Consider the following 23,835-nt stretch of genomic DNA (forward strand, 5'->3'; position numbering starts at 1 on the left):
GCACGACCGAGACCGGATACGCTTTCGACCCCGAGCTCGCGGCCGCCGTAGCGATGCTGCCGACGCTCGACGTCAGCGACATCCCGGCCGCCCGGGCCACCATGAAGGAGCTGCGGGCCGGGCTGCCCGTGCCGGACGAGACGGGGATCAGTGTCACCGACGTGACGGTTCCCGGGCCCGCGGGCGCCCCGGACGTCACGCTGCGGATCTACCGGCCGGACGAGGTCACGGGCCCGATCGGGATCTACGACGTCCACGGCGGCGGATTCATCCTGGGCGACATCGACGCCTCGCACGCCGGCAACGTGGCCCTCGCCCGCGCCGTCGGCGCCGTCGTCGTCACCGTCGAGTACCGGCTGGCGCCGGAAGCCCCGTTCCCGGCCCCGCTGGAGGACGCCTACGCCGGGTTGGTGTGGTTCGCCGAGCACGCCGCGGACTACGGCGTGGAACCCGCCCGCATCGCCATCCATGGCATCAGCGCAGGTGGCGGCCTGTGCGCAGGCCTCGCGCTGCTCGCCCGGGACCGCGGCGGCCCCGCGATCGCGTTCCAGTACCTCGGCGTCCCCGAGGTCGACGACCGGCTCACCACGCCGAGCATGACGGCGTTCACCGACACCCCGATCTGGAACCGGCCGAACGCGATCGTCAGCTGGGACTCCTACCTGGGCGAGGGCGTCCCCGGCAGCGCGGACGTCTCGCCGTACGCCGCGCCCGCCCGCGCCACGGACCTCAGCGGGCTGCCGCCCGCGTACGTCTCGACGATGGCGTTCGACCCGCTGCGCGACGAGGGCATCGCCTACGGCCTGGCCCTGCTCGCCGCCGGGGTGCCGGTGGAGCTGCACCTGTTCCCGGGGACGTTCCACGGCTCGACCCTGATCGAGGGCGCCGCGATCTCGCAGCGGGAGATCACCGAGCGGGTCGCGGTGCTGCGCCGGGCGCTGGGGGTCTAGGAGACCTTCCCCACAACCGGGGCGGCCGCGCCGCCGGTAGACATGATCGGGTCAGCCGGCGCCGTCCCGAGGAGGTCCTCCCGTGGCCTATGCCTTCGATCCCGAGTTCGACGGCGTCCTCGCCGCGCTCCCGGGCTTCGGCGGGGACGTCGACCTGCCGACGGCCCGGCAGCGGCTCAAGGAGATCCAGGCCGGGGCACCCGCGCCGGACACCTCCGACGTCGAGATCACGGACCTGCTGGTCCCCGGTCCCGACGCGGAGGTGCCGGTCCGGATCTTCCGGCCGCACCGGCCGTCCGGGCCGATCGGGGTCCTGGACGTGCACGGCGGCGGGTTCATCATGGGTGACCTCGACGGCGGCATGGCGGCGAACGTCGCGATCGCCCGGTCCGTCGGCGCGGTCGTGGTCAGTGTGGACTATCGGCTCGCGCCGGAGTATCCGTTCCCCGCGGGGCTCGAGGACTGCTTCGCCGCTCTGAACTGGTTCTCCCGGCACGCCGGCGAGTACGGCGTGGACCCCGAGCGCATCGCGATCCACGGCATCAGCGCAGGCGGAGGGCTGTGCGCGGCGCTGGCGTTGCTCGCCCGGGACCGCGGCGGCCCGTCGATCGCCTTCCAGTACCTCGGCGTCCCGGAGGTCGACGACCGGCTCGCCAGCCGGAGCATGGCGGCGTTCGTCGACACCCCGATGTGGAACCGGCCCGCGGCCGTGCGCAGCTGGGAGTGCTACCTCGGCGAGGGTGCCCCCGGCATGGACGGCGTCTCCCCGTACGCCGCGCCGAGCCGCGCGACCGACTTCACCGGGCTGCCTCCGGCCTACGTCTCCGCGCAGGCCTTCGACCCGCTCCGGGACGAGGGGATCGCCTACGCCCAGGCCCTGCTCGCCGCCGGCGTGCCGGTGGAGCTGCACCTGTTCCCGGGCACCTTCCACGGCTCGCTGCCGTTCCTGGCGCAGGTGTCGAAGCGGGAGACCCGCGAGCGGGTCGCCGTCCTGCGGCATGCGCTCGGGGTGCCGCCTCGCTAGAGCGCCGAGCCCTCCTGCCACTGCGCCCAGCTCAGCTCCCAGTCCCCGTAGGTGTCGTAGAGCGGGAGCGCCGGGCCGCCGGAGTGGGTGATCTCGACGACGTCCCCGATGCCGAAGTGGTCGAAGAACCACTGGGCGTCCGCCGGGGCGAGGTTCACGCAGCCGTGCGAGACGTTCTCGTTGCCCTGCTGCCCGACCGACCAGGGCGCGGAGTGCACGAACTCGCCGTCGTTGGAGATCCGCAGGTCGAGGTCGACCTTCTCCTTGTAGTAGCCGGGCTGGCCCTCGCACACGCCGTAGGTGCAGGAGTCCATCGTGATGCTCGGCTGCTTGTCCGAGATGACGTGCGGGCCGGTGTGCGACGGGAAGCCGGGGGCGCCGAGGCTGATGTTCATGGTCTTGACCAGCTGCCCGTTGTCGAACAGCTGCATCTGCTCGGTGGCGCCGTCCGCCTTCGCCACCCACGCGTCGTGCACCTGGACGGTCTCGGTGCGGTCCGTCGAACCGTAGGTCCCGTTCCCGAGGTCGGCGCCGAACAGGTTGGCCTTCACCGTCAGCGTCGTGCCGGGCTGCCAGTACTGCTGGGGACGGTAGTGGACCTCGGTGTCCGAGAGCCAGTACCAGCCGCCGGCCTGCTTCGGGCTCGACGTGACGCTGAGCTGCTTCTCCGCGGCGGCGTGGTCGGTGACGGGGTGGTCGAAGCGGACGACGACCGGCTGCCCGACCCCTACGGACGCGGCGGACGGCGGCGGGACGAACGACGGGTACGCCTCGGCCTTCGGGGACACCGTCCGCACGCTGCCGTCCTGGTGGCCGGGGGCGCCGGAGCCGTCGAGCGTGTCGACGGCGACGTCGTAGGTCTCGCCGTAGGCCAGGGCTCCCGTCGACGTCCAGGAGGTCCCGTCCGGGGACAGGGTCCCGTCGACCTTCTTGCCGGACTTCGAGTCAGTCACGCTGACCGATCGCACGGTGCCCTGCTCGACCTTCACGGCGATGGGCTGCGTCGGGTTCAGCGGCGTCGATGCGTCCGGGGTGATCGAGACGACCGGCTGCGGAACCGCGTCGACGAGCGGGGCGGACGCCACCGGGTCCAGCCCGTCGCCGCCGGGGATCGAGCCGGCCGCGTCACCCGCATCGACGGCGACGGCCACACCGAGCCCGAGCACCGCCACCACGGCCACGCAGAGGACTGCCGTCGACCACTTCCGCGCGCCCGTGTTCGGCCACCGCATCGCCTGTGCCGCTCCTACCCGTACGGGCCCCGTCGAGCGATCTGCCCGGGCCCGCGACAGCCGCCATTCTGACCCTCCGGCGATCACCGCACGTACCCGGCCCGAGGGGTCCGATAGGGGCGTTCCGCACGTTGAAGGGGTGGTGTGAACCGGGTGATCCGGACAGGAGCGACGTTCTCCCGACTCCCGCCGGGTGCGGCTACGCCGAACGCCGCGGACGTGAGCGTGGTCTCATCTTCCGTTCACGCAGGCGGGCCGACCGCCGTGACGAGCGCCCGCACGGCCGCCTGCAGCGCCTCGAGATCGGGCCCGCAGGCCTCCGGCGCTCCGGGGGTCCCCGCGCCCACTGGCGTCGTGCACTGGTCCCGCGCCATTTGGCCCACCGCCGCGTCGACGGCGTCCGCGGCGCTGCTGACCCCGGGCTCGATCGCGAGGCCCTTCGAGTCCGCGCGCGCCGCGGGCGTCGAGTTCTCCACCTCGCGGACGAACCGGCCGCACCGGGGGTAGACCCCCGCCGGGTTCTTCGTGGTCGCGCACTCGTCCCGGGCGATCGAGGCGAGCTTGGTCTGCAGGTCCGCCAGCGAGGTGTTCTCCGCGGGCGCGTCCCCCGGTCCCGCGGGCCGCGCGGGCGCCGCGGACTCCCCGCATCCGGAGAGGGCGAGCAGCAGCACAGGGACGACGAGGACCAGACGGGAGCGCACGGGTCGAGGCTAGGCGCTCTGCTTCGACGGCTGCCGGTCGCCCATCGGCTTTCCGCCCGATTTGCGAGGTTTCGAGGTCACCGGCTTCTGCCCCGGCTTCGGCGCCCGTGCCCTCGTCTTCGCCTGCGCCGCGCGGACGACCACCGGTGCCCGTTCCGCCTCTCGGTCCAGCTTCTTCCCGATCAGGTGCTGCTGGGCCAAGGTCCAGCCGTTGTTCGCCAGCCAGTACACGAGGATCGCGATCGGGAACTGGAAGAACAGCCCACCGAGGATCGCGCCGAGCGGGAAGATCCACGGTGTGAGCTTCATGAACCCGGCCATCTGCGCGGCCTGCGGGTTGTCGTTTCCGACCAGCGCCTCCTGCTGCTGGCGCACCGACCAGCGTGCGGTGAAGTGGGTCGCGACCGCCGCGAGCACCATCAGCGGGACCGCCACCACGTAGACGTGCCAGCGCTCGACGGCGGCGCCGCCGAAGGAGTCCAGCAGGTCCTGCGGCATCGCGACGTATGCGGACAGCGGCGCCCCGAACAACCGGGCCTCGAGGAACGAGCGGACCAGGTCCGGTGAGAAGGCGTAGTTCGGGATGCCGGCGTTCTGCTCGAACGTCAGCCCGGGGCGGTTGAAGTACCGCAGCACGTGCAGCAGGCCGATGAAGACGGGCAGCTGCAGCAGCATCGGCAGGCAGCCGCCGAGCGGCGAGACGCCGTGCTCCTTGTGCAGCTTCTGGGTCTCCGCGGCGAGTCTCTGCCGGTCCGTTCCGTGCTTGCGCCTGAGCTCGGCCAGGTGCGGTGCCAGCGTCCGCATCGTGCGGGCCGAGCGCATCTGCGCCAGCACCGGCCTGATCATGATCGCGCGCAGGGTCAGCACGAGGAAGACCACCGACAGCGCCCAGGCGACACCGCTGCCCGGGCCCAGGACCAGGCCGAACACCTGGTGCCAGAACCACATGACGGCGGAGACGGGGTAGTAGACGACGTTCAGCACGGCGCACCCCGGAACGGGCGCGCGGGTGACACGGGCATGAGGGGACTCCTCCGGATCGGGACTCGGGTGTGATCACGAGATCCCGGCGGTGGAGCAGGGTGGAGCTACACCGCCGGGAGGAGCTCCGACGGCGCGCGGGCGCGGGTACGGCCCGCGGCGTCCGGATCGAGCTGGCGCAGCAGCCGTGACCGGGCGGCGCGGCGGTGTCCGCTGCGCCGGGTCACGGCCGGTCCGCGGGAGGAGGAGACGCGCAGGACGGTGGACGCGCGGCGGGCCAGGCCCAGCGCCCACAGGGCCGCGGCCCCGACGACGCCGACGACGGCCGCGGGTTCTCCCGCGGCCAGCACGTACCCCGTGAGCAGCAGGAAGACGGCGGGCACGAACGCGCCGAGACGTGCGATCACGGCGACCCTCCCCCTCTACTCGTCCTCGACGGTAGCAGCTGCCGGGTCCGGGGGGCTCGGGCCGGAACGCCGTCGCCCTCCCGGGCGCGCGGCGTTCCGCGCCGCTACCGTCGACACCGTGCCCGAGGGCGACACCGTCTACCTGGCCGGCAAGCGCCTGCACGCCGCGCTCGCCGGGCACACGCTGCTGCGCGGGGAGCTGCGGCACCCCCGGCTCGCGGGCGAGGACCTCACCGGCCGGACGGTCACCGGCGTCGCGTCCGTCGGCAAGCACCTGTTCACCCGCCTCGACGACGGCCGCAGCCTGCACAGCCACTTCAAGATGGACGGCGCCTGGCACCTCTACCGGCCGGGGATGGCGTGGCAGCGGCCGAGGCACGAGGCGAGGGCCGTCCTCGAGGTGCCGGACCGGGTCGCCGTGGGGTTCGCGCTGCACGACCTCGAGCTGCTCCCGACGGAGGACGAGTCCCGGCTCGTCGGGCATCTGGGGCCGGACCTGCTCGATCCCGCCTGGGGCGAGGAGCACGCCGCCGAGGCGCTGCGCCGGATGACGGCCCGGAGGGACCACGAGCTCGGCCTGGTGCTGCTGGAGCAGCGGGTGACGGCCGGCGTCGGCAACCTCTACAAGACCGAGGTCTGCTTCCTGCTGGGCGTCTCGCCGTGGACCCTCGTGCGCGACATCCCGGACCTGCCCGGGGTGATCGCGCTGTCCCGGAAGCTACTGCTGGCCAACGCGGACCGGCCGTCGCAGACGACCACCGGCTCGCTGCACCCGGCCGAGGCGCACTGGGTGTTCGAGCGGGGGAACCGCCCGTGCCGCCGCTGTCGCACCCGGATCCGGACCGCGGACCAGGGCGCCGGGATCTACGCCCGTCCCGCGTACTGGTGCCCGCGCTGCCAGCCCGGCCCGGCCCCACCCCCTGTGCGCGGCAGACGTCGCTAGAACGACATTGCCCGCGCACGACCCCTGTCGACCTACGGAAACGACGAACGCCGCCCTCCCGGTGCGGGTGGGCGGTGTTCGACGCGGTGCGATCAGGCGGTGCCGGTCTGCCCCTGCGGGGTGCTCTGCGGGGAGGCCGGGATCTGGGTGGTCGGCTTGTCGGCCGTCACCTCGCCCGCGACCGGGGTGCCGTGCAGGGACGCCCGGATCTGGTCGAGGCGGCTGGCGCCCGCCAAGTCCGTGGACGACTGCTGGACCTCGAGCATGCGGCCCTGGACCGAGTTCTGGGCCAGCTCCGCGGACCCGAGGGCGTTCGCGTAGCGCTTCTCGATCTTGTCCCGGACGTCCTCGAGGGACGGCGTGTTGCCGGGCGCGGCCAGCTCGCTCATCTGGCGCAGCGAGTTCGCGGCCTGCTCCTGCATCTTGGCCTGCTCGAGCTGGCTGAGCAGCTTGGTGCGCTCGCTGATCTTCTGCTGCAGCATCATCGAGTTGCGCTCCACGGCCTGCTTCGCCTGCGCCGCGGCGCCGATCGACTGGTCGTGCAGCGTCTTGAGGTCCTCGACGCCCTGCTCGGCCGTGACGAGCTGGGTGGCGAACGCCTGGGCGGACTGCTCGTACTGCCCGGCCTTCGCCTCGTCACCCTCGGCGCGGGCCTTGTCCGCGAGGACGAGTGCCTGGCGCGCCGACGCCTGGAGCTTCTCGATCTCCCCGAGCTGCCGGTTGAGCTTCATCTCGAGCTGCCGCTGGTTGCCGATCACCGCGGCGGCCTGCTGGGACAGCGCCTGGTGCTGGCGCTGCGCGTCCTCGATGGCCTGCTGGATCTGCACCTTGGGGTCCGCGTACTCGTCGACCTTCGACGAGAACAGCGCCATCAGGTACTTCCAGGCCTTCGTGAAACCGTTGGCCATCTGTTCCGCCTACCTCCGCTGCGTTCTCTTCCGACCACCGCATCCCGCTCCACCGCAGTGTCCCCCCGCGGCGGTCGAGCCGGCGTCGCTGAACAACCTCTGTACCGCTGCCCCGACCGAGGTGGCGTGTGCTGATGCCACCCAGGGGGCCATCGTGGCACCGGAACGGGCACATCGGCCACCGAACGGCGACGATATCGGGGATCGTCCGGAGGCCGCCGTCCGGGCGACCCGGAGACCAGGCTACCGGTACCCGCGCCGACCCCGGGTAGATCCAGGGGTAAGGGACGAACCGGACAGGTTGTGGGCTCGTCCGTGATCGGTCTCAGGCCGCGGCGGAGACGGACGCGACCGGTGCGGTCGGCGTCCCGGGTGCGGCGAGGCCGCTGCCGACGGGGGCGAGGCGCAGGTCCGCGTGCCGCTGCCCGATCGGGACGAGGGTGTCCCGCCGGCCGGCGCCGGCGAACTCGAGGCCGCTGTCGCGGGCCATGTCGTCGATGACCTCGGCGAGCAGGTCCGGCAGCGCGATGTCCAGGGCCTCGCAGATCGAGGCGAGCAGCTCGCTGGACGGCTCCTTGCGCCCCCGCTCCACCTCGGACAGGTAGCCCAGGCTCACCCGGGCGGCGCGCGACACGTCGCGCAGGGTGCGACGACGCAGCGTGCGGGCACGCCGAAGGCTGCCACCGATCGCCTCACGCAGCAGCACGGCCATGCGACCCCTCCTCGTCCGCCCGGTACCACCGCCCGTCCCGGAGGAGGGTGGTGTGTTGTCACCGTACCGACTTCCGGCGTCCCGCGTCCCCGGCGCGCCTCGCCGGACCCGTCCGCTGAGGGCGAACACTCCCGTCAGGGAACCTTCCGGCCGAGGGCGGCGGCGCGCAACCGGAGCGCGCGGAACACGTAGTCCAGGCCCGTGACCACGGTCAACACGAGCGCGAGCAGGAGCAACGCCGTCTGCAACCAGGCCATCGGGTCGCTGATCGCGGGCAGCAGCTGCGGCAGCGGCAGCACGTAGAGCCCGATCGCGATCGTCTGGACGAAGGTCTTGGCCTTGCCGCCGCGGCTCGCCGGGATCACCCCGTGGCGCAGCACCCAGAACCGCAGCACGGTGACGCCGACCTCGCGGCCCAGGATCACCACGGTGATCCACCACGGGACGAGCCCGAGGATCGACAGCCCGATCAGCGCCGAGCCGGTGAGCGCCTTGTCCGCGATGGGGTCCGCGATCTCCCCGAACGACGTGACGAGGCCGCGTTTGCGGGCGATCTCGCCGTCGAGCCGGTCCGTGATCGCCGCGACCGCGAAGAGGCCGAACGCGAGGAGCCGCCAGTCCGCGTCCAGGCCGTCGACGCGGAAGAGCGCGACGACGAAGAACGGCACCAGGGCCAGCCGGACGCCGGTGAGCACGTTCGCGATGTTCAGTATGGGCGCGGTGCCCGGCAGCGGTGCCTCTCCCGGCGGCACGCGAGCACCTGCCGGGACGTCACTCATCCGGTCACCTGCGCGGCCTCGCTGACGGTCCCCGCGGCCACCACGACCTCCCGCGGCGACACGACCAGGTCCGTCCCCTCGGTGTCCACGACGACCGCCCGGACCAGGTCCCCGACCCCCAGGGGCTTCCCGTCGAGCTCGTCGGCGTCGAACACGCACTCGCCGTCGACCTCGGGCGCCTGGTGCGCGGCCCGGCCGACGCAGTCGTTCTCCTCGTCCGAGAGCGACTCGACCAGCACGACGACCTCGGTGCCCACGCGGTCCTCGGCAGCCTGCGCCATCAGCTCGTCCACCAGAGCGGACACCCGCGTGACCCGCGCCGTGACCTCCTCGGCGGAGAGCTTGCCGTCGTAGCCCTCGGCCTCCGTGCCGTCCTCGTCGGAGTAGCCGAAGACGCCGACCGCGTCGAGCCGGGCGCCGGTGAGGAAGGCCTCCAGCTCGGCCAGGTCCTCCTCCGTCTCGCCGGGGAACCCGACGATCACGTTGCTGCGGATCCCGGCCTCCGGCGCGAGGGCACGGATGCGCTCGCAGAGGTCCAGGAAGTCGGGGCGCGAGCCGAAGCGGCGCATCCGGCGCAGCACCGTGGCGCTCGCGTGCTGGAACGAGAGGTCGAAGTACGGGGCCAGCCCGGGCGCCGTCGCGATGACGGAGATCAGGTCGGGGCGCATCTCAGCCGGCTGCAGGTAGCTGACGCGCACCCGCTCGATCCCGGGGACCGCGCCGAGCTTCGGCAGCAGCTCCACCAGCGCGCGGGTGCCGCCGGGCAGGTCCTTGCCGTACGACGTCGAGTTCTCGCTGACCAGCACCAGCTCCCGGACGCCCTGCTGGGCGAGCCACTGCGCCTCGGCCAGGACCTCCTCCGGCGGGCGGGACACGAACGAGCCGCGGAAGGACGGGATGGCGCAGAAGGCGCAGCGCCGGTCGCACCCGGAGGCGAGCTTGAGCGACGCGACCGGGCCGGACGACAGGCGCCGGCGGGAGATGTCCGGGACCCAGTTGTGGCCGGGGATCGCGACGTCGTTGCTGGCTGCGGGGCGCTGCACCGGGGAGATCGGCAGCAGCGTGCGCCGGTCCACCGGGACGTGCGGGGTGGGCGCGTGTCCGTCGAGCAGGTCACCGAGGCGCTCGGCGAGATCCGGGTAGGCGTCGAAGCCCAGCACCGCGTCCGCCTCGGGCAGGCTCGCCGCCAGCTCGGCGCCGTATCGCTCGGCCATGCAGCCGACCGCGACGACCTTCGCGCCGCTGTGCCGCGCGACGTCCGACGCGGACAGCAGGGTGTCGATCGAGTCCTTCTTCGCCTGCTCGACGAAGCCGCAGGTGTTCACGACGATCACGTCCGCGGGCTCGCCGTCGGCTTCCGCGTCGACGAGCTCCCAGCCGCTGCCGGCCAGGCGGCCGGCGAGCTCCTCGGAGTCGACCTCGTTGCGGGCGCACCCCAACGTCAGCAGGGCGGCACGCCGCGGGGCGGCCTCGGGAGAGGAAGATTGCACGGCTCACAGGGTAGACGCCGGTCCCATGATCTACGCTCCGGCGTCGTGGCAGCGGTGGCCGTACGACGGGCCAGGGCCCGCGACGTGACGACGATCAAGTCCTTGGTGGACAACTACGCCGGAAAGGTCCTGCTGGCCAAGGAGATCATCACCCTCTACGAGGCGATGCCCGAGTTCCTGGTCGCGGAGGTCGACGGCGAGGTCGTCGGGTGCGGGGCGCTGCACGTGCTCTGGGAGGACCTGGGCGAGATCCGCACGGTGGCGGTCCACCCGAAGGTGCTCGGTCGCGGGGTCGGGCACGCGATCGTCCAGGCGCTCATCGAACAGGCGCGGGAGTTCGGCCTGCAACGGCTGTTCGTGCTCACCTTCGAGCGCCAGTTCTTCGGCCGGCACGGGTTCGCCGAGATCGACGGGACGCCCGTCTCGCAGGAGGTCTTCGCGGCGATGCTGCGCTCCTACGACGCCGGTGTCGCCGAGTTCCTGGACCTGGCGCACGTCAAGCCCAACACTCTGGGGAACGTCCGAATGATGCTGCACCTGTGAGGCCGTGATGATCGATATCCACCGGTCCGTCGTCGACGCGATCCGCGCCGGGTGACGTGGAGACGCTCGAGGCGCTGCTGGCGGAGCACCCGTCGCCGGCGAAGGCCCGGCCGGATCGGGCCCGGACGCTCCTGCACGTCGTCGCGGACCGGCCGGGTCACTTCCCGCGGGGCGCGGAGACGGTCACGGCGGCTGTCCGAGCCGGGCTATCCTCGGCCCATGGCTGCCGCGGAGGAGCAGTTCGTGCGCGCCGCCCCGAGCCCGCGGCTGCGGCCCTACGTCGGCGGCTACGTCGGCTACCGGACGGGCGCCACCGCCCGCGGGACCCACCAGGGCGTCCCGAGTGCGCACCTCACGCTCCTCCTCTGCCTCGACGGCACCGTCGAGATGCTCCGGATGCCGGACCCCACCCGCACCCCCGGCACGTTCGACGCGTTCGTCGGCGGCCTGCACGTCGAGCCCGCGGTGATCGCCTCCGGCGCTCCGCAGACCGGCCTGCAGATCGACCTCACCTGGCGTGGCGCCCGCACCCTGCTCGGCCTGCCCGCCGCCGCGCTGCGGGGCGACGTCGTCGACCTCGGTTCGCTGCTCGGCCGCACGGCGCACGCGCTGCTGGACCAGCTGGCCTCGACCCGGACCTGGCGGTCGCGGTTCGCGCTGCTCGAGGCGGCGCTGGGGCGGCTCGCCGCGGCCGGCGAGGAGCGCGGGCGGGAGCCGCTCCCCGAGGTCGGGTACGCGTGGGACCGGCTCGGGGAGACGGGCGGGACGCTGCGGATCGAGGAGCTGGCCCGGGAGGTGGGCTGGAGCCGGCGGCACCTCGCCGGACGGTTCCGGGACGAGATCGGGCTCGCCCCCAAGTCCGCGGCCCGGGTGATCCGCTTCGAGCGGGCGTGCACGCGGCTGCGGGCCCCGGAACCCCCGGGGCTGGCCGAGCTGGCGGCGGACTGCGGCTACGTCGACCAGGCCCATCTCGCGCGGGACTTCCGGGAGCTGGCGGGCCTGACGGCGACGGCCTGGCGGGCCGAGCGGCCCGAGGCGTCGGGCACCTGAGAGGCGGAGACCGTGTTCCGGATCGTCTTCCACGCCCCCGAGATCCCGCCCAACACCGGCAGCGCGATCCGGCTGGCGGCGAACACCGGGGCGGAGCTGCACCTCGTCGAACCGCTGGGGTTCTCCCTCGACGAGCGCAACGTCCGGCGGGCGGGCCTGGACTACCACGAGCTCGCGCAGCTGCACGTCCACCGCGATCTCGACGAGCTGTGGGCCGCGGTCCTGCCCGGCCCGCGCGTCTGGGCCTTCACCACGTCCGCGACCACCGGCTACACCGAGGTCGCCTACGCGCCCGGGGACGTCCTGCTGTTCGGCTCGGAGTCCACCGGGCTGCCGGAGGCCATCGCGCACGCGGCCGAGGTGAGCGACCGGGTCCGGCTGCCGATGCAGCCGGGCTCCCGCTCGCTCAACCTCGCCAACGCGGCGTCGATCGCCGTCTACGAGGCGTGGCGCCAGCACGGTTTCGCCGGCGCCGCGCCGGCGGCGACTACTGGCGGATCGCCTGGACGTCCAGGGTGATCTCGATCGTCGAGCCGATGACCGGCAGCCCGTGGGCGAGCATCTGCTGCCAGTTGAGGGTGAAGTGCTCGCGGTGCAGCTCGGTGGTCGCGATGGCGCCGGCCCGGACGCCGTTCCACTCCTGCAGGCCCAGGAAGGTCGTCTCGAGCGTGACGTCACTGGTCAGGCCGTGCAGGGTGAGGTCCCCGTCGACCTGCCAGCGGTTGCCGCCGAGCTGCGTGAAGCGGCCGCTGGAGAAGCGCAGCTCCGGGTGCCGCTCGACGTCCAGGAAGTCCGCCGAGCGCAGGTGGTTGTCCCGGGCCTCGACGCTGGTGTCGATGCTGGCCGCGTCGATCACGACGTCGACCGAGGACTCCTCGAACGGGTCCGCGATGTGGATCTGGCCGCGGAAGGAGTTGAACCGGCCGTAGACCTTGGACATGCCGATGTGCCGGGCGATGAAGCGGACCGACGTGTGGTCCGGGTCGATGTCGTAGAGCCCGGGCGGGGGCGGCAGCAGCGACTCGTCCGTCGCCAGGTTCAACGGCGGGATCTCCGCGTGCCTGCCCCACTCGACCTCGACGGCGCTGCCCGCGCCGCGGTAGCCACCGGCCTCGACGCGGACGCGGTACTCGCCGGGGACGACGGCGGCGGCGAAGTAACCGAAGGGGTCGCTGTCCGCGTGGGCGATACGCCGGCTCGCCCGGTCCAGCACCGAGATCTCGGCACCGGCCAGCGGCCTGCCCTCGCCGTCACGGACCTGACCGCTGAGCAGGCCGCCGGTGAGCGGGATGGGCACGAGGGCATGTCTGCCCGTGTTGCCCCCGCGGACACGACGACTTTTGCTCCAGAACATGGGACAAACCTTCCGACAGGCGACACGACGACCGGCACGCGATGGGGGGAGCCGCAGCGACCGATCGGTTGTACACAATGACACGCTCGGTCACTGTTTCACCAGTGGATCAGGTACTTGACCGTTCACCCAGCTGGAGTGTGGTGACAGTGCGTCACTGGCGACGGTAGACTCACTCGTCCGTGTCGGGTTCCGGTTCCGGGCCGCCGCCACCCCGCATGAGCCAGAGAACGCTCTCGAGCTCGTCCGGCTTGATGAGCACCTCGCGGGCCTTCGAGCCCTCGGACGGACCGACCACGCCGCGGGTTTCCAGCAGGTCCATGAGCCGTCCGGCCTTCGCGAACCCGACGCGGAGCTTGCGCTGCAGCATCGACGTGGAGCCGAACTGCGACGTGACGATCAGTTCGGTCGCCTGCAGGAGCACGTCCAGATCGTCTCCGATGTCCGAATCGATCTCTTTCTTCTCGCCCTGCTTGGCGGCCGTGACGCCGTCCAGATACGTCGGTTCGGCTTGATCCTTGGTGAAGGACACCACATCGGAGATCTCCTCGTCGCTGACGAAGGCCCCCTGCATGCGGACGGCCTTGCCCGCCCCCATGGGCAGGAAGAGTCCGTCGCCCATGCCGATGAGCTTCTCGGCGCCGGGCTGGTCCAGGATGACCCGCGAGTCCGTGAGCGACGACGTGGCGAACGCCAGCCGGGACGGCACGTTGGTCTTGATCAGGCCCGTGACGACGTCCACCGACGGCCGCTGGGTCGCGAGCACCAGGTGGATGCCCGCCGCTCGGGCCTTCTGCGTGATCCGGACGACCGCGTCCTCGACGTCCCGCGGCGCGGTCATCATCAGGTCCGCGAGCTCGTCGACGATGCAGAGGATGTAGGGGTAGGGCCGGTAGACCCGCTCGCTGCCGAGCGGCGCGGTGATCTCCCCGGACCGCACCTTGCGGTTGAAGTCGTCGACGTGGCGGACCTTGTTGGCCTGCATGTCCTGGTAGCGCTGCTCCATCTCCTCCACCAGCCAGCTGAGCGCGGAGGCCGCCTTCTTGGGCTGGGTGATGATGGGCGTGATCAGGTGCGGGATGCCCTCGTACGGGGTGAGCTCGACCATCTTCGGGTCGATGAGGATCATCCGGACCTCCTCGGGCGTGGCCCGGGAGAGCAGCGAGACCAGCATCGAGTTGACGAAGCTGGACTTGCCGGAACCCGTGGACCCCGCGACGAGCAGGTGGGGCATCTTCGCCAGGTTGGCGCAGAGGAAGTGGCCCTCGATGTCCTTGCCGAGGCCGATGACCATGGGGTGCTGCTCGGTGCGCGCGGTCGTCGAGCGCAGGACGTCCCCGAGCCGGACCATCTCGCGGTCCGTGTTCGGCACCTCGATGCCGACCGCGGACTTGCCCGGGATCGGCGCGAGGATCCGGACGTTGTCCGTGGCGACCGCGTAGGCGATGTTCTTGGAGAGCTGGGTGATCTTCTCGACCTTCACGGCCGGGCCCAGTTCGATCTCGTAGCGGGTGACCGTCGGGCCGCGGGTGAAGCCGGTGACCTGCGCGTCGACGTTGAACTGGTCCAGCACCCCGGTGATGGCCTCGATCATGGCGTCGTTCGCGGCGCTGCGCGTCTTGGGCACCGGACCGGTGGGCAGCATGTCCGCGGGCGGGAGCTTGTACTCCGTCTCGCTGACGGGCTCGCGGATCGCGAGCGACATCTGCTCGGCCTCGCCGGACTCCGGGACCGTCTCCGCGGGCGGGGTGGCGACGACGGCGGCGGGCGCCGGGCGGCTCCTCCGCGCCGGCGGGGTGACCGGGACGTACTCCTCTTCCTCCTCGGGGGTGGGGGGAGGCTCCTCGTCCTTGAACGCCTCCGCCTCGCTCGCGGCGGCCTGCCGGCGGCGCGTCGGGCGACGGCGCGCGGCGGCCGGCAGGGTCTCCGCGACCTCGTCCCCGGGCTCGTCGTGCACGTCCTGCTCGTCGTCCTCGTGGCCCACGTCGGGCTTGCCGAGCAGCCGGCGGAAACGGTTGGGGACCTCGCGCAGCGGGATCCCGGTGAGGACGAGGAAGGCGTAGAAGCTCAGCAGCAGCAGGATCGGCACCGCGACCCACACCGTGACGCCGCTGACCAGCGGCGTCGAGGCGACGTACCCGACCGCGCCGCCACCGGTGGCCCACTGCGCGGGCTCGTCCGGGGACCCGGCGAACAGGTGCACGAGGCCGAGCACGCCGAGGCCGAGCAGCAGCGTGCCGACGGCGATCCGCGGCCGCGCCTCGGGATGCGCCGGCGTGGTCATCAGGACGATGCCGACGCCGAGCAGGATGACCGGCAGCAGCACGCCGGCGAGGCCGAACACGGCCCCGACCGCGGTGGAGAACCCCTGGCCGACCGGGCCGCCCGCGCCCCACCAGACGCCCGCGCCGGCGATGACGGCGAGCACGATGAAGCCGACGCCCAGGCCGTCCCGGCGGTGCGCGGGGTCGATCTCCCGGGTGCGCCCGACGGCCTTGCCGGTGGACCTCCCCACCTTCACGACCCCGCGGCCGACCGCGTCGATCCCGCGGTCGATCAGGTCCGGCCCCTTCTGCGGCGCCGGGCGGCGGGCGGGCGCCTTGCGACCGGAGGCCGGCTTGCGCGACGAGCCGGTGGCGCGGGAACGAGACGCGCCCGAGCCACGGCCGGAACCGGCGGCGGCCCGGGTGCCGCCTCCCCTGCCCGCGGCGCCACCGGTGGTCGAGCGTCCTGCCATGGCGGACACGGTAGCCGGGACGGGCCCGGGGGTCCGGTTCCGACGCACCCCGCGGCCGACGCGGGACCCTCGGTCCGGTCACACGCCCGACGCCCGGTCACCGGCCGAACTCCCGGGCGTGACACCCCGCCGGTGGCGCTCCGAACCCCCGCGAGTCGCTCTCTGGCACCCCGCGGGTCGTGGTCCCCGGCCCCGCGAGTCGGGCCCAGGGCCGGCGCTCAGGCCGTCGCGTCAGCCGGCGCGCGGCGGCCGATCAGGAGCGTGAGCGGCAGCGCGACCGTCGCGATGACCGCCGCGCACAGGAACGCCGCCCGGGCCCCCGCGACGTCCGTGCCCGTAGCCGCGTCCGTCGACGCCAGCGACATGACGGTGATGAACAGGGCCGTCCCCGCCGCGCCTGCGACCTGCTGCAGCGTCGCGAGGATCGCGCTGCCGTGGGAGTCCAGGTCCCCGGGCAGCTGGCCGAGCGCGTCGGTGATCAGCGGTGTGAGCATCAGCGACAGCCCGACGACCAGCACGACGTGCATCCCGATGATCATCCAGAGCGGGGAGGACGCGCCCAGCGTCGTGAAGGCCCAGAGCGCGAGCGCCAGCACGACCGCACCGGGGACGACCAGCGGCCGGGCGCCGATCCGGTCGTAGAGGCGCCCGACCACCGGCCCGAGCAGACCCATGACGAGCCCGCCGGGCAGGACCGCCAGACCCGTGACGAAGGCGCTGACCTTCAGCACGTCCTGCAGGTAGAGCGGGAGCAGGATCAGCGCCCCGAACAGCGACATCATGCTCAGCACGACGAGCAGGATCGCCACCGCGAACGGCCGGAACCCGAGCGGGCGCAGGTCCAGCAGCGCCCGCCCCTCGCGCTGCAGACGGAGCTGGCGCAGCACGAACACGACCATCGCGACGGCCCCGACCGCGGTCGGGATCCACGGGTTGACCAGGGCCTCCCCCCGGGCGGCCTCGCCGACGCTGCTCAGCCCGAAGACCAGCCCGCCGAACGCGAGCGCGGAGAGGATCACGGACAGGACGTCGAGCGGGATGCGCCGCGTCTCGGCCACCACCCGGAGCCACCGCACCCCCGCCGCGAGCGCGATCAGCGCGATCGGCAGCACGATCCAGAACATCCACCGCCAGCCCAGCGCCGTGAGGATGACCCCGGAGATCGTCGGCCCGATGGCCGGTGCGACGGCGATGACGACCGTGATCGTGCCCATCATCGCGCCGCGCCGCTCCTGCGGGACGAGCCGCAGCACGGTCGTCATGAGCAGCGGGACCATCACCGCGGTGCCGAAGGCCTGCACGACCCGGCCCGTCATCAACATCCCGAAGCCGGGCGCGAGCGCGGCGATCAACGTGCCGAGGCTGAACGACGTCATCGACGCGATGTAGATCTGCCGCGGCCGGAACCGTTGCAGCAGGAAGCCGGTGATCGGGATGACCACCGCCATCGTCAGCAGGAAACCGCTGGTGAGCCACTGTGCGGTGCCGACGGTGATCCGTAGGTCGACGATCAGCGCGGGCAGCGCGACGCTCATGATCGTCTCGTTCAGGATCATGACGAACGCCGAGCCGACCAGCAGGCCGATCGCGAGGTTCGCGTTCACCGGCGGATCGGTGCCCGCGCGGCTGGTGGCCTGGCCGCTCATCCGAGGATCTCCCGTCGTTCGCGAGGCCCGGCCGGCGCGGGGCGGCCGTCCGGGAGCGATGGTTCGACGCTATCCGGGGTGCCCCGACACCGGCCAGCGAGTTCGCTGCCGGTGGAGAATGTCGGTGTGGACGCGGCACGGGCGACGGGACCGGTGCTCGGCCGAGCCCTGCGCATCCTCGGCGCCTTCGGCCCGCAGCGTCCCGCGATGAGCCTCAGCGAGCTCGCCCGTCAGGCAGGCCTGCCCGTCTCGACGGTGCACCGGATGGTCGGCGAGCTCGTCGAGTGGGGCGCGCTCGAGCGGGGGGCGGACGGCGGCTACCGCGTCGGACTACGGCTCTGGGAGCTCGGCGCGCTCGCCCCGCGCGGCCCCGGCCTGCGGGAACGCGCGCTCCCGTTCCTCGAGGACCTGTCCCTGATCACCCGGGAGAACGTCCAGCTCGCCGTGCGGGAGGGCATTGAGGTCGTGTTCGTCGAACGCATCGCGGCGACCGGTGCGGTGCGGGTGCTCACCCGGGTCGGCGGCCGCTTCGCCCTGACGGCGACGGGCGTCGGTCTGGTCCTGCTGGCGCACGCCCCGGTCGACGTCCAGGACGAGGTGCTCGGCGCCCCGATCTCCCGGCACACGTCCTGCACGGTCACCGACCCCGACGTGCTGCGGCACCTGCTCGCCGACGTCCGGACGAACGGGTTCGCGATCAGCGACCGCCAGGTCACGATGGACGCGCTGTCCGTCGCCGCCCCGCTCCAGGACCGGACCGGGCAGGTCGTCGCGGCCGTCTCGCTGGTCGTCAGGTACGGGAGCGCCTCCGCGCACTCCCTGGTCCCGCTGGTCCGGACCAGCGCCCGGGCGATCTCGCGAGCACTCGCCGACTGAGGACAGGCCCTAGTTCTTTTCCGGCATCCGGAAAGGGTCTTCGTTCGACCTTGCTCGGTCCGCACGATGGCGGCACGGCCCACCCGGGAGACCCGGATCACGGCTGACCACCACAGCAAGCGACAACGGAGTGCGCCTGTGTCCTCTTCACCTGCTTCTCTGCGGGCAACGCTCGACGACAGCCCGATGCGCCGCTTCCAGTGGTCCGCCGTCGCCGTCTGCGTCTTGCTCAACATGCTCGACGGCTTCGACGTCCTGGTCATGGCCTTCACCGGCAAGTCCGTCTCGACGGAGTTCGGCCTCAACGGCGCCCAGCTCGGCCTGCTGCTCTCGGCGGGCCTGGTCGGGATGGCCCTCGGTGCGCTGTTCCTCGCGCCCTTCGCGGACCGGATCGGCCGCCGACCGATGATCCTGATCTGCCTCGCCGTCGCGAGCGTCGGGATGCTGCTGTCGGCCGCGAGCCAGTCGTCGACCCAGCTCGGGCTCCTGCGGGTCCTGACCGGGATCGGCATCGGAGGCATCCTGGCCAGCAGCAACGTCGTCGCGGCCGAGTACGCGTCGAAGCGCTGGCGCGGCCTGGCCGTCAGCCTGAACTCCACCGGCTACGCGCTCGGCGCGACGATCGGCGGCCTCATCGCCGTCGTGCTGATCTCGGAGTTCGGCTGGCGCTCGGTCTTCCTGTTCGGCGGCGTCGCGACGGCCGTCTCCATCCCGCTGGTCATGCTGACGCTGCCCGAGTCCCTGGACTTCCTGCTGACCCGCCGCCCGGCCAGCGCCCTCCGCAAGGTCAACGCGCTGGCCGGCAGGCTCGGGCAGCCCGAGCTCGCCGACCTGCCCGAGCCCGCGACCACCGCGGGCGTCGGTTCCGGGTTCAAGCGGCTGCTCGAGCCCGGCATGCGCCGGGTCACGCTCCTGATGTGGGCCGCGTTCTTCCTGGTCATGGCCGGTTTCTACTTCGTCACGAGCTGGACGCCGACGCTGCTCGTCCAGGCCGGGATGTCCGCCACCCAGGGCCTGACCGGCGGCACGCTGCTCAACCTCGGCGGCATCTTCGGCGCCGCGCTGCTCGGCGCGCTCGCGGCCCGCTGGACGCTGCGCGCCGTCCTGATGACCTACCTGGTCGCGACCGCGGTGATGCTCGCGGTGTTCCTCGCGGCGAGCTCGTCGCTGGCCGTGGCGTTCGCGCTCGGCTTCCTGGTAGGGCTTTTCGTGAACGGCTGCGTCGCCGGCCTCTACGCGCTGACGCCGGCGATCTACGGGCCGGACGTGCGGACCACCGGCGTCGGCACCGCGATCGGCATCGGCCGGATCGGCGCGATCCTCTCCCCCACCGCGGCGGGCGCCCTGCTCGACGCCGGCTGGACGCCGCAGAACCTCTACCTCGCCGTCGGGGTGGTCTTCGTCGCCACCGCGGCCCTGCTCCTGCTCCTGCGCCCGGCCTCGTCCGGCGCCCCTGAGACCGCACCGGCGGCCGTCGCCAACCCGAGCTGACCCCACCACCCTCCGAATGGAGACGATCATGAGCGCGATCCCGCGCAACCAGTGGTACGTGGCCGCCTACGGCCGGGAGATCTCCCACGAGCTCTTCTCCCGCACCCTCTGCGACGAGCCCATCCTCTTCTGGCGCACCGAGGCCGGTTCCGTGACCGCGACGTCGGACCGCTGCGTGCACCGCCGCTTCCCGCTGTCGCAGGCGCCGAGCCGGCTCGTCGGGGACCAGGTCGTCTGCGGGTACCACGGGTTCACCTACGGCGCCGACGGCAAGTGCGTCGCCGTGCCGGGGCAGACCCGGGTGCCGCGCACGGCCCGGCTGACCAGCTACCCCGTCGTCGAGCAGGACTCGTTCGTCTGGGTGTGGATCGGCGACCCGGCGCTCGCCGACGCATCCCGCATCCCGCGCGTGCCCTACCTCGACGCGGCCGGCTGGACGACCGTCAGCGGCCGCGAGCCCCTCGCCGCGCGGTTCTCGCTGCTGGTCGACAACCTGCTCGACCTCTCGCACGAGACCTACCTGCACGGCGGCTACATCGGCACGCCCGAGGTCGCGAACACGCCGATCACCACCGAGGTCGACGACGAGGCGGGCGTCATCTACGTCAGCCGGCACATGGACGACGCCGAGTGCCCGCCCTTCTACTCCCGGTCGACCGGCCTGGAGGGGCGGATCGCCCGCTGGCAGGACATCGAGTACACCCCGCCGTGCCTGTACAAGCTGCACAGTCGGATCGCGCCGGTCGGCTCGGTGCCGAACCCGGACGGCACCGACCCGGACGCGTTCCACGTCGAGGTCGTCTACGCGATCACGCCCGAGACGGAGAACTCGACGCACGACTTCTGGGCCGTCGCGCGGGACTTCGCGCTCGAGGACGCCGAGGTCTCGGCCTTCCTCGCGGAGAACAACCGGACCGTCGTGCTGCAGGACGTCGAGGCGCTCGATGTGCTGGAGAAGATCATCGCGACCGAGCCGGAGGGCTACCAGGAGCTGTCGATCAACATCGACACCGGCGGGCTCGCGGCGCGGCGGATGCTGGCCCGGATGGCCGGGGCGCGGGACGAGGCGACGACCCGGTGATTCCCGAGGCGCCCCCTGTCCTGAACGGCGACCGTGTCTACCGCATCCACTGGGTGCTCGGGACCGATCGGCTGCGCGCGGTCTGCCACTGCTCGGCCGAGCGGGAGTTCGAGGACCCGGTGGAGCTGTGGGAATGGCTGCTCGGGCACCCCGCCGGACACGTTCCGGCGCCGGCCCCCGTACCTCCGCGCGAGCTCGCGGCCGTCTGATCGGAGGGACCATGGAGAACGAGTTCGAGCTGCGGCTCGACCGCAAGGAGACCGTGGCCGACGGCGTCGTCCGGCTGACCCTGCGCTCGCCGGACGGGGCCGACCTCCCCGAGTGGGAGCCGGGCGCGCATCTCGACCTCGCGCTGGGCGAGCTGATCAGGCAGTACTCGCTGTGCGGGGACCCGCGGGACCGGTCCGTCCTGCAGGTCGCGGTGCTGCGCGAGCCCGCGGGCCGGGGCGGTTCGGCCCACGTCCACGACCTCCTCGGCGAGGGCGACGCCGTGCGGGTGCGCGGACCGCGGAACCACTTCCCGCTCGTCGAGGCGAAGCGGTACCTGTTCGTCGCGGGCGGCATCGGGATCACACCGATCCTGCCGATGGTCGCCGCCGCGGCGGAGGCCGGCGCGGACTGGCGGCTGGTGTACGGGGGGCGGACCCGGGCGTCGATGGCGTTCGCGAGCGCCCTGGTCGCGGAGTACCCGGACCGTGTGGAGATCTGCCCGCAGGACGAGACGGGCCTCCTCGACCTCGACGGCCTGCTCGTCGAGCCCGACCCGGACACGGCCGTCTACTGCTGCGGGCCCGAGCCGCTGCTGCTCGCCGTCGAGGAGCGGTGCGCGACATGGCCGGACGACGCGCTGCACGTCGAACGGTTCGCCCCGAAGGAGGGCGCGACCGACGGGCCGTCCGAGTCCTTCGAGGTGGAGCTGGCGCAGACCGGCACCGTGCTGACGGTGCCGGCGGACCGCTCGGTTCTGGAGGTGATCGAGGACTCCGGCGTGCAGCTGCTCTCGTCCTGCCAGGAGGGCACCTGCGGCACCTGCGAGACGGCGGTCCTGGCGGGCGCGGTCGACCACCGGGACTCGCTGCTCACGGACGAGGAGCAGGCCGCGAACGACACGATGTTCGTCTGCGTCTCCCGGGCCGCCCCGGGCTGCCCCCGCCTCACCCTCGACCTCTGATTCCCGCGAGTCGGCGGTTCCGGAAGCACGAAACGCACCTCCCGGTGGTCCGGGAGGTGCGTTTCGTGCGACGGAGAGTGCCGACTCGCGGGATGACCTAGACGGCGATCACCGTCGGGACGATCATCGGGCGGCGGCGGTAGGTCTCGCCGACCCACTTGCCGACGACCCGGCGCACGCTCTGCGCGATCCGGTGGGTGTCCGTGATGCCCTCGTTCTCGGTGCGGGACAGCTCGTCCTCCACCAGCGGGAGGACGGCGTCGAGCGCCTTGGGGTCGTCGGAGAAACCGCGGCCGGAGAGCGAGGGACGGGAGACCGCGCGGCCCGTCGTCCCGTCGATCGCGACGGTGATCGAGATGAAGCCGCCCTCGCCGAGGACGAGCCGGTCCCCCAGCGTCGTCTCGCCGATGTCCCCGACCTGGTTGCCGTCGACGTACACCCGGCCGACCTCGACCTTGCCGCTGATCGCGGCCTTGCCGTCCACCAGGTCGACGACCACGCCGTCCTCGGCGATGACCACGTTCTCCTCGGCCACCCCCGTCTTGACGGCCAACGCGGAGTTCGCCCGCAGGTGTCGCCACTCGCCGTGCACCGGCATGACGTTGCTCGGGCGCACGGCGTTGAAGAGGAACAGCAGCTCGCCGGCCGGCGAGTGGCCGGACACGTGCACCTTGGCGTTGCCCTGGTGCACGACGGTCGCGCCGAGCCGGGTCAGCCCGTTGATCACCGCGAAGATCGCGGTCTCGTTGCCCGGGATGAGCGAGCTGGCCAGGACGATCGTGTCCTCGGGCCGGATGATCACGCTGCGGTGCTCGCCGCGGGCCATCCGGGACAGCGCCGAGAGCGGCTCGCCCTGGGAGCCCGTCGAGACGAGGACCAGCTGGTCGTCCGGGAGGCGCATGGCGTCGTCAAGGTCGACGAGCAGGCCGTCCGGCACGTTGAGCAGGCCGAGCTCGCCCGCGAGCGCCATGTTGCGGACCATCGACCGGCCGGCGAAGCAGACCTTGCGGCCGTGCGCCACCGCGGCGTCGATGACCTGCTGGACGCGGTGCACGTGGCTCGCGAAGCAGGCCACGATGATCCGCGACGGCGCCTTCGCGAAGACGTCGGAGATCACCGGCCCGATGTCCCGCTCGGGGGTGACGAACCCGGGGACGTCCGCGTTGGTGGAGTCCACCAGGAACAGGTCCACGCCCTCGTCGCCGAGCCGGGAGAACCCGGCCAGGTCGGTGAGCCGGCCGTCGAGCGGGAGCTGGTCCAGCTTGATGTCACCGGTGTGCAGGACGAGGCCCGCGGGGGTTCGGATGGCCACGGCGAGCGCGTCCGGGATGGAGTGGTTGACCGCGAAGTACTCGCAGTCCCACGGCCCGTGGTTGAGCCGGTCCCCCTCCTTGACCTCGAGCAGGTGCGGGGTGAGCCGGTGCTCCTTGCACTTGGCCGCGACCAGGGCGAGGGTGAACCTCGACCCGACGACGAGTAGGTCCGGCTTCTGCCGCAGCAGGAACGGCACCGCGCCGATGTGGTCCTCGTGGCCGTGTGTGAGGACCAGGACGTCGATGTCGTCGAGACGGTCCTCGATCGCCCTGAAGTCGGGGAGGATCAGGTCGACGCCGGGCGAGTCCTCGGCGGGGAACAGCACCCCGCAGTCGACGACCATGAGCCGGTCCTCGTACTCGAAGACGGTCATGTTGCGGCCGATCTCGCCGATGCCGCCGAGTGCGAACACGCGCAGGCCGCCACGGGCGAGGGCTGGTGGCGG

General features: G+C 72.5%; 23 protein-coding genes. 11 read left to right on the top strand and 12 right to left on the bottom strand.

The window, feature by feature from the left end; genetic code table 11:
- Window positions 1-53 precede the first annotated feature (53 nt).
- Complete coding sequence (locus JWP64_RS04770) at window positions 54-950, top strand: alpha/beta hydrolase (RefSeq protein WP_297492781.1); 897 nt, start codon at window positions 54-56, stop codon at window positions 948-950.
- Window positions 951-1,032: 82 nt separating this feature from the next.
- Window positions 1,033-1,974: an alpha/beta hydrolase gene (locus JWP64_RS04775; protein ID WP_297492698.1), complete on the top strand. Its 942-nt coding sequence runs from the start codon at window positions 1,033-1,035 to the stop codon at window positions 1,972-1,974.
- On the opposite strand, the gene JWP64_RS04780 is transcribed toward JWP64_RS04775, so the two are convergent.
- From JWP64_RS04780 to JWP64_RS04795, 4 genes are all read right to left on the bottom strand, one after another.
- Window positions 1,971-3,206 (bottom strand): Ig-like domain-containing protein, encoded by a 1,236-nt coding sequence (locus JWP64_RS04780; protein WP_297492699.1) that lies wholly within the window; start codon window positions 3,204-3,206, stop codon window positions 1,971-1,973. The two genes, JWP64_RS04775 and JWP64_RS04780, sit on opposite strands and share 4 nt — an antisense overlap.
- Window positions 3,207-3,448: 242 nt before the next feature.
- Window positions 3,449-3,907 carry a hypothetical protein gene (locus JWP64_RS04785; RefSeq protein WP_297492701.1) on the bottom strand — a complete coding sequence of 153 codons (459 nt, stop codon included), beginning with the start codon at window positions 3,905-3,907 and terminating at the stop codon, window positions 3,449-3,451.
- Window positions 3,908-3,916: 9 nt separating this feature from the next.
- Window positions 3,917-4,891 (bottom strand): membrane protein insertase YidC, encoded by a 975-nt coding sequence (yidC, locus tag JWP64_RS04790; protein ID WP_297492703.1) that lies wholly within the window; start codon window positions 4,889-4,891, stop codon window positions 3,917-3,919.
- A gap of 104 nt (window positions 4,892-4,995) precedes the next feature.
- Entirely contained in the window at window positions 4,996-5,295 is a 300-nt protein-coding gene (locus JWP64_RS04795; RefSeq protein ID WP_297492705.1) for a DUF6412 domain-containing protein, read from the bottom strand.
- Window positions 5,296-5,413: 118 nt separating this feature from the next.
- On the opposite strand from JWP64_RS04795, the gene JWP64_RS04800 reads away from it, so the two are divergent.
- Window positions 5,414-6,238 carry a DNA-formamidopyrimidine glycosylase family protein gene (locus JWP64_RS04800; RefSeq protein WP_297492707.1) on the top strand — a complete coding sequence of 275 codons (825 nt, stop codon included), beginning with the start codon at window positions 5,414-5,416 and terminating at the stop codon, window positions 6,236-6,238.
- Window positions 6,239-6,330: 92 nt separating this feature from the next.
- On the opposite strand, the gene JWP64_RS04805 is transcribed toward JWP64_RS04800, so the two are convergent.
- From JWP64_RS04805 to rimO, 4 genes are all read right to left on the bottom strand, one after another.
- Window positions 6,331-7,146, bottom strand: coding sequence for a PspA/IM30 family protein (locus JWP64_RS04805; RefSeq protein ID WP_297492709.1), 816 nt, complete (start codon window positions 7,144-7,146; stop codon window positions 6,331-6,333).
- Between the two features lie 325 nt (window positions 7,147-7,471).
- On the bottom strand, window positions 7,472-7,858 hold the full coding sequence (locus tag JWP64_RS04810; protein ID WP_297492712.1) for a helix-turn-helix transcriptional regulator: 387 nt from the start codon (window positions 7,856-7,858) through the stop codon (window positions 7,472-7,474).
- A gap of 134 nt (window positions 7,859-7,992) precedes the next feature.
- Window positions 7,993-8,637: a CDP-diacylglycerol--glycerol-3-phosphate 3-phosphatidyltransferase gene (gene pgsA, locus JWP64_RS04815; protein ID WP_297492714.1), complete on the bottom strand. Its 645-nt coding sequence runs from the start codon at window positions 8,635-8,637 to the stop codon at window positions 7,993-7,995.
- Entirely contained in the window at window positions 8,634-10,127 is a 1,494-nt protein-coding gene (gene rimO, locus JWP64_RS04820; RefSeq protein WP_297492716.1) for a 30S ribosomal protein S12 methylthiotransferase RimO, read from the bottom strand. Before rimO ends, pgsA begins: the two co-directional genes overlap by 4 nt.
- 45 nt (window positions 10,128-10,172) lie before the next feature.
- Here rimO and JWP64_RS04825 point away from each other — a divergent pair, with 45 nt between their 5' ends.
- The 3 genes from JWP64_RS04825 to JWP64_RS04835 all read left to right on the top strand — a co-directional run bounded on the left by JWP64_RS04825 (window position 10,173) and on the right by JWP64_RS04835 (window position 12,239).
- On the top strand, window positions 10,173-10,670 hold the full coding sequence (locus JWP64_RS04825) for an amino-acid N-acetyltransferase (protein WP_297492719.1): 498 nt from the start codon (window positions 10,173-10,175) through the stop codon (window positions 10,668-10,670).
- A 219-nt stretch (window positions 10,671-10,889) separates the two neighbouring features.
- On the top strand, window positions 10,890-11,720 hold the full coding sequence (locus JWP64_RS04830) for a helix-turn-helix transcriptional regulator (RefSeq protein WP_297492721.1): 831 nt from the start codon (window positions 10,890-10,892) through the stop codon (window positions 11,718-11,720).
- 12 nt (window positions 11,721-11,732) lie between these two features.
- On the top strand, window positions 11,733-12,239 hold the full coding sequence (locus JWP64_RS04835; protein WP_297492724.1) for a tRNA (cytidine(34)-2'-O)-methyltransferase: 507 nt from the start codon (window positions 11,733-11,735) through the stop codon (window positions 12,237-12,239).
- Here JWP64_RS04835 and JWP64_RS04840 read toward each other — a convergent pair.
- From JWP64_RS04840 to JWP64_RS04850, 3 genes are all read right to left on the bottom strand, one after another.
- Entirely contained in the window at window positions 12,208-13,017 is an 810-nt protein-coding gene (locus JWP64_RS04840) for a YceI family protein (RefSeq protein WP_297492727.1), read from the bottom strand. The two genes, JWP64_RS04835 and JWP64_RS04840, sit on opposite strands and share 32 nt — an antisense overlap.
- A gap of 229 nt (window positions 13,018-13,246) precedes the next feature.
- Window positions 13,247-15,811, bottom strand: coding sequence for a DNA translocase FtsK (locus JWP64_RS04845; RefSeq protein ID WP_297492729.1), 2,565 nt, complete (start codon window positions 15,809-15,811; stop codon window positions 13,247-13,249).
- A gap of 218 nt (window positions 15,812-16,029) precedes the next feature.
- Window positions 16,030-17,457: a DHA2 family efflux MFS transporter permease subunit gene (locus tag JWP64_RS04850; RefSeq protein WP_297492731.1), complete on the bottom strand. Its 1,428-nt coding sequence runs from the start codon at window positions 17,455-17,457 to the stop codon at window positions 16,030-16,032.
- Between the two features lie 126 nt (window positions 17,458-17,583).
- Here JWP64_RS04850 and JWP64_RS04855 point away from each other — a divergent pair, with 126 nt between their 5' ends.
- From JWP64_RS04855 to JWP64_RS04875, 5 genes are all read left to right on the top strand, one after another.
- Complete coding sequence (locus tag JWP64_RS04855; protein WP_297492734.1) at window positions 17,584-18,333, top strand: IclR family transcriptional regulator; 750 nt, start codon at window positions 17,584-17,586, stop codon at window positions 18,331-18,333.
- A gap of 186 nt (window positions 18,334-18,519) precedes the next feature.
- Entirely contained in the window at window positions 18,520-19,824 is a 1,305-nt protein-coding gene (locus tag JWP64_RS04860; RefSeq protein WP_297492737.1) for an MFS transporter, read from the top strand.
- 28 nt (window positions 19,825-19,852) lie between these two features.
- The gene (locus JWP64_RS04865) at window positions 19,853-20,905 is read left to right on the top strand and encodes an aromatic ring-hydroxylating dioxygenase subunit alpha (RefSeq protein WP_297492739.1); all 1,053 of its coding nucleotides are present in this window, start codon (window positions 19,853-19,855) and stop codon (window positions 20,903-20,905) included.
- Window positions 20,906-20,958: 53 nt separating this feature from the next.
- A complete protein-coding gene (locus JWP64_RS04870) occupies window positions 20,959-21,114 on the top strand; it encodes a hypothetical protein (RefSeq protein ID WP_297492742.1) in 156 nt (51 codons plus the stop codon).
- 11 nt (window positions 21,115-21,125) lie between these two features.
- Complete coding sequence (locus JWP64_RS04875; RefSeq protein WP_297492745.1) at window positions 21,126-22,076, top strand: PDR/VanB family oxidoreductase; 951 nt, start codon at window positions 21,126-21,128, stop codon at window positions 22,074-22,076.
- A 97-nt stretch (window positions 22,077-22,173) separates the two neighbouring features.
- Here the strand turns inward: JWP64_RS04875 and JWP64_RS04880 are convergent, their stop codons facing one another.
- Complete coding sequence (locus JWP64_RS04880) at window positions 22,174-23,802, bottom strand: ribonuclease J (protein WP_297492747.1); 1,629 nt, start codon at window positions 23,800-23,802, stop codon at window positions 22,174-22,176.
- Between the last annotated feature and the right edge of the window lie 33 nt (window positions 23,803-23,835).

It is taken from the genome of Pseudonocardia sp. (assembly GCF_025465255.1).
Taxonomy (GTDB): Bacteria; Actinomycetota; Actinomycetes; order Mycobacteriales; family Pseudonocardiaceae; genus Pseudonocardia.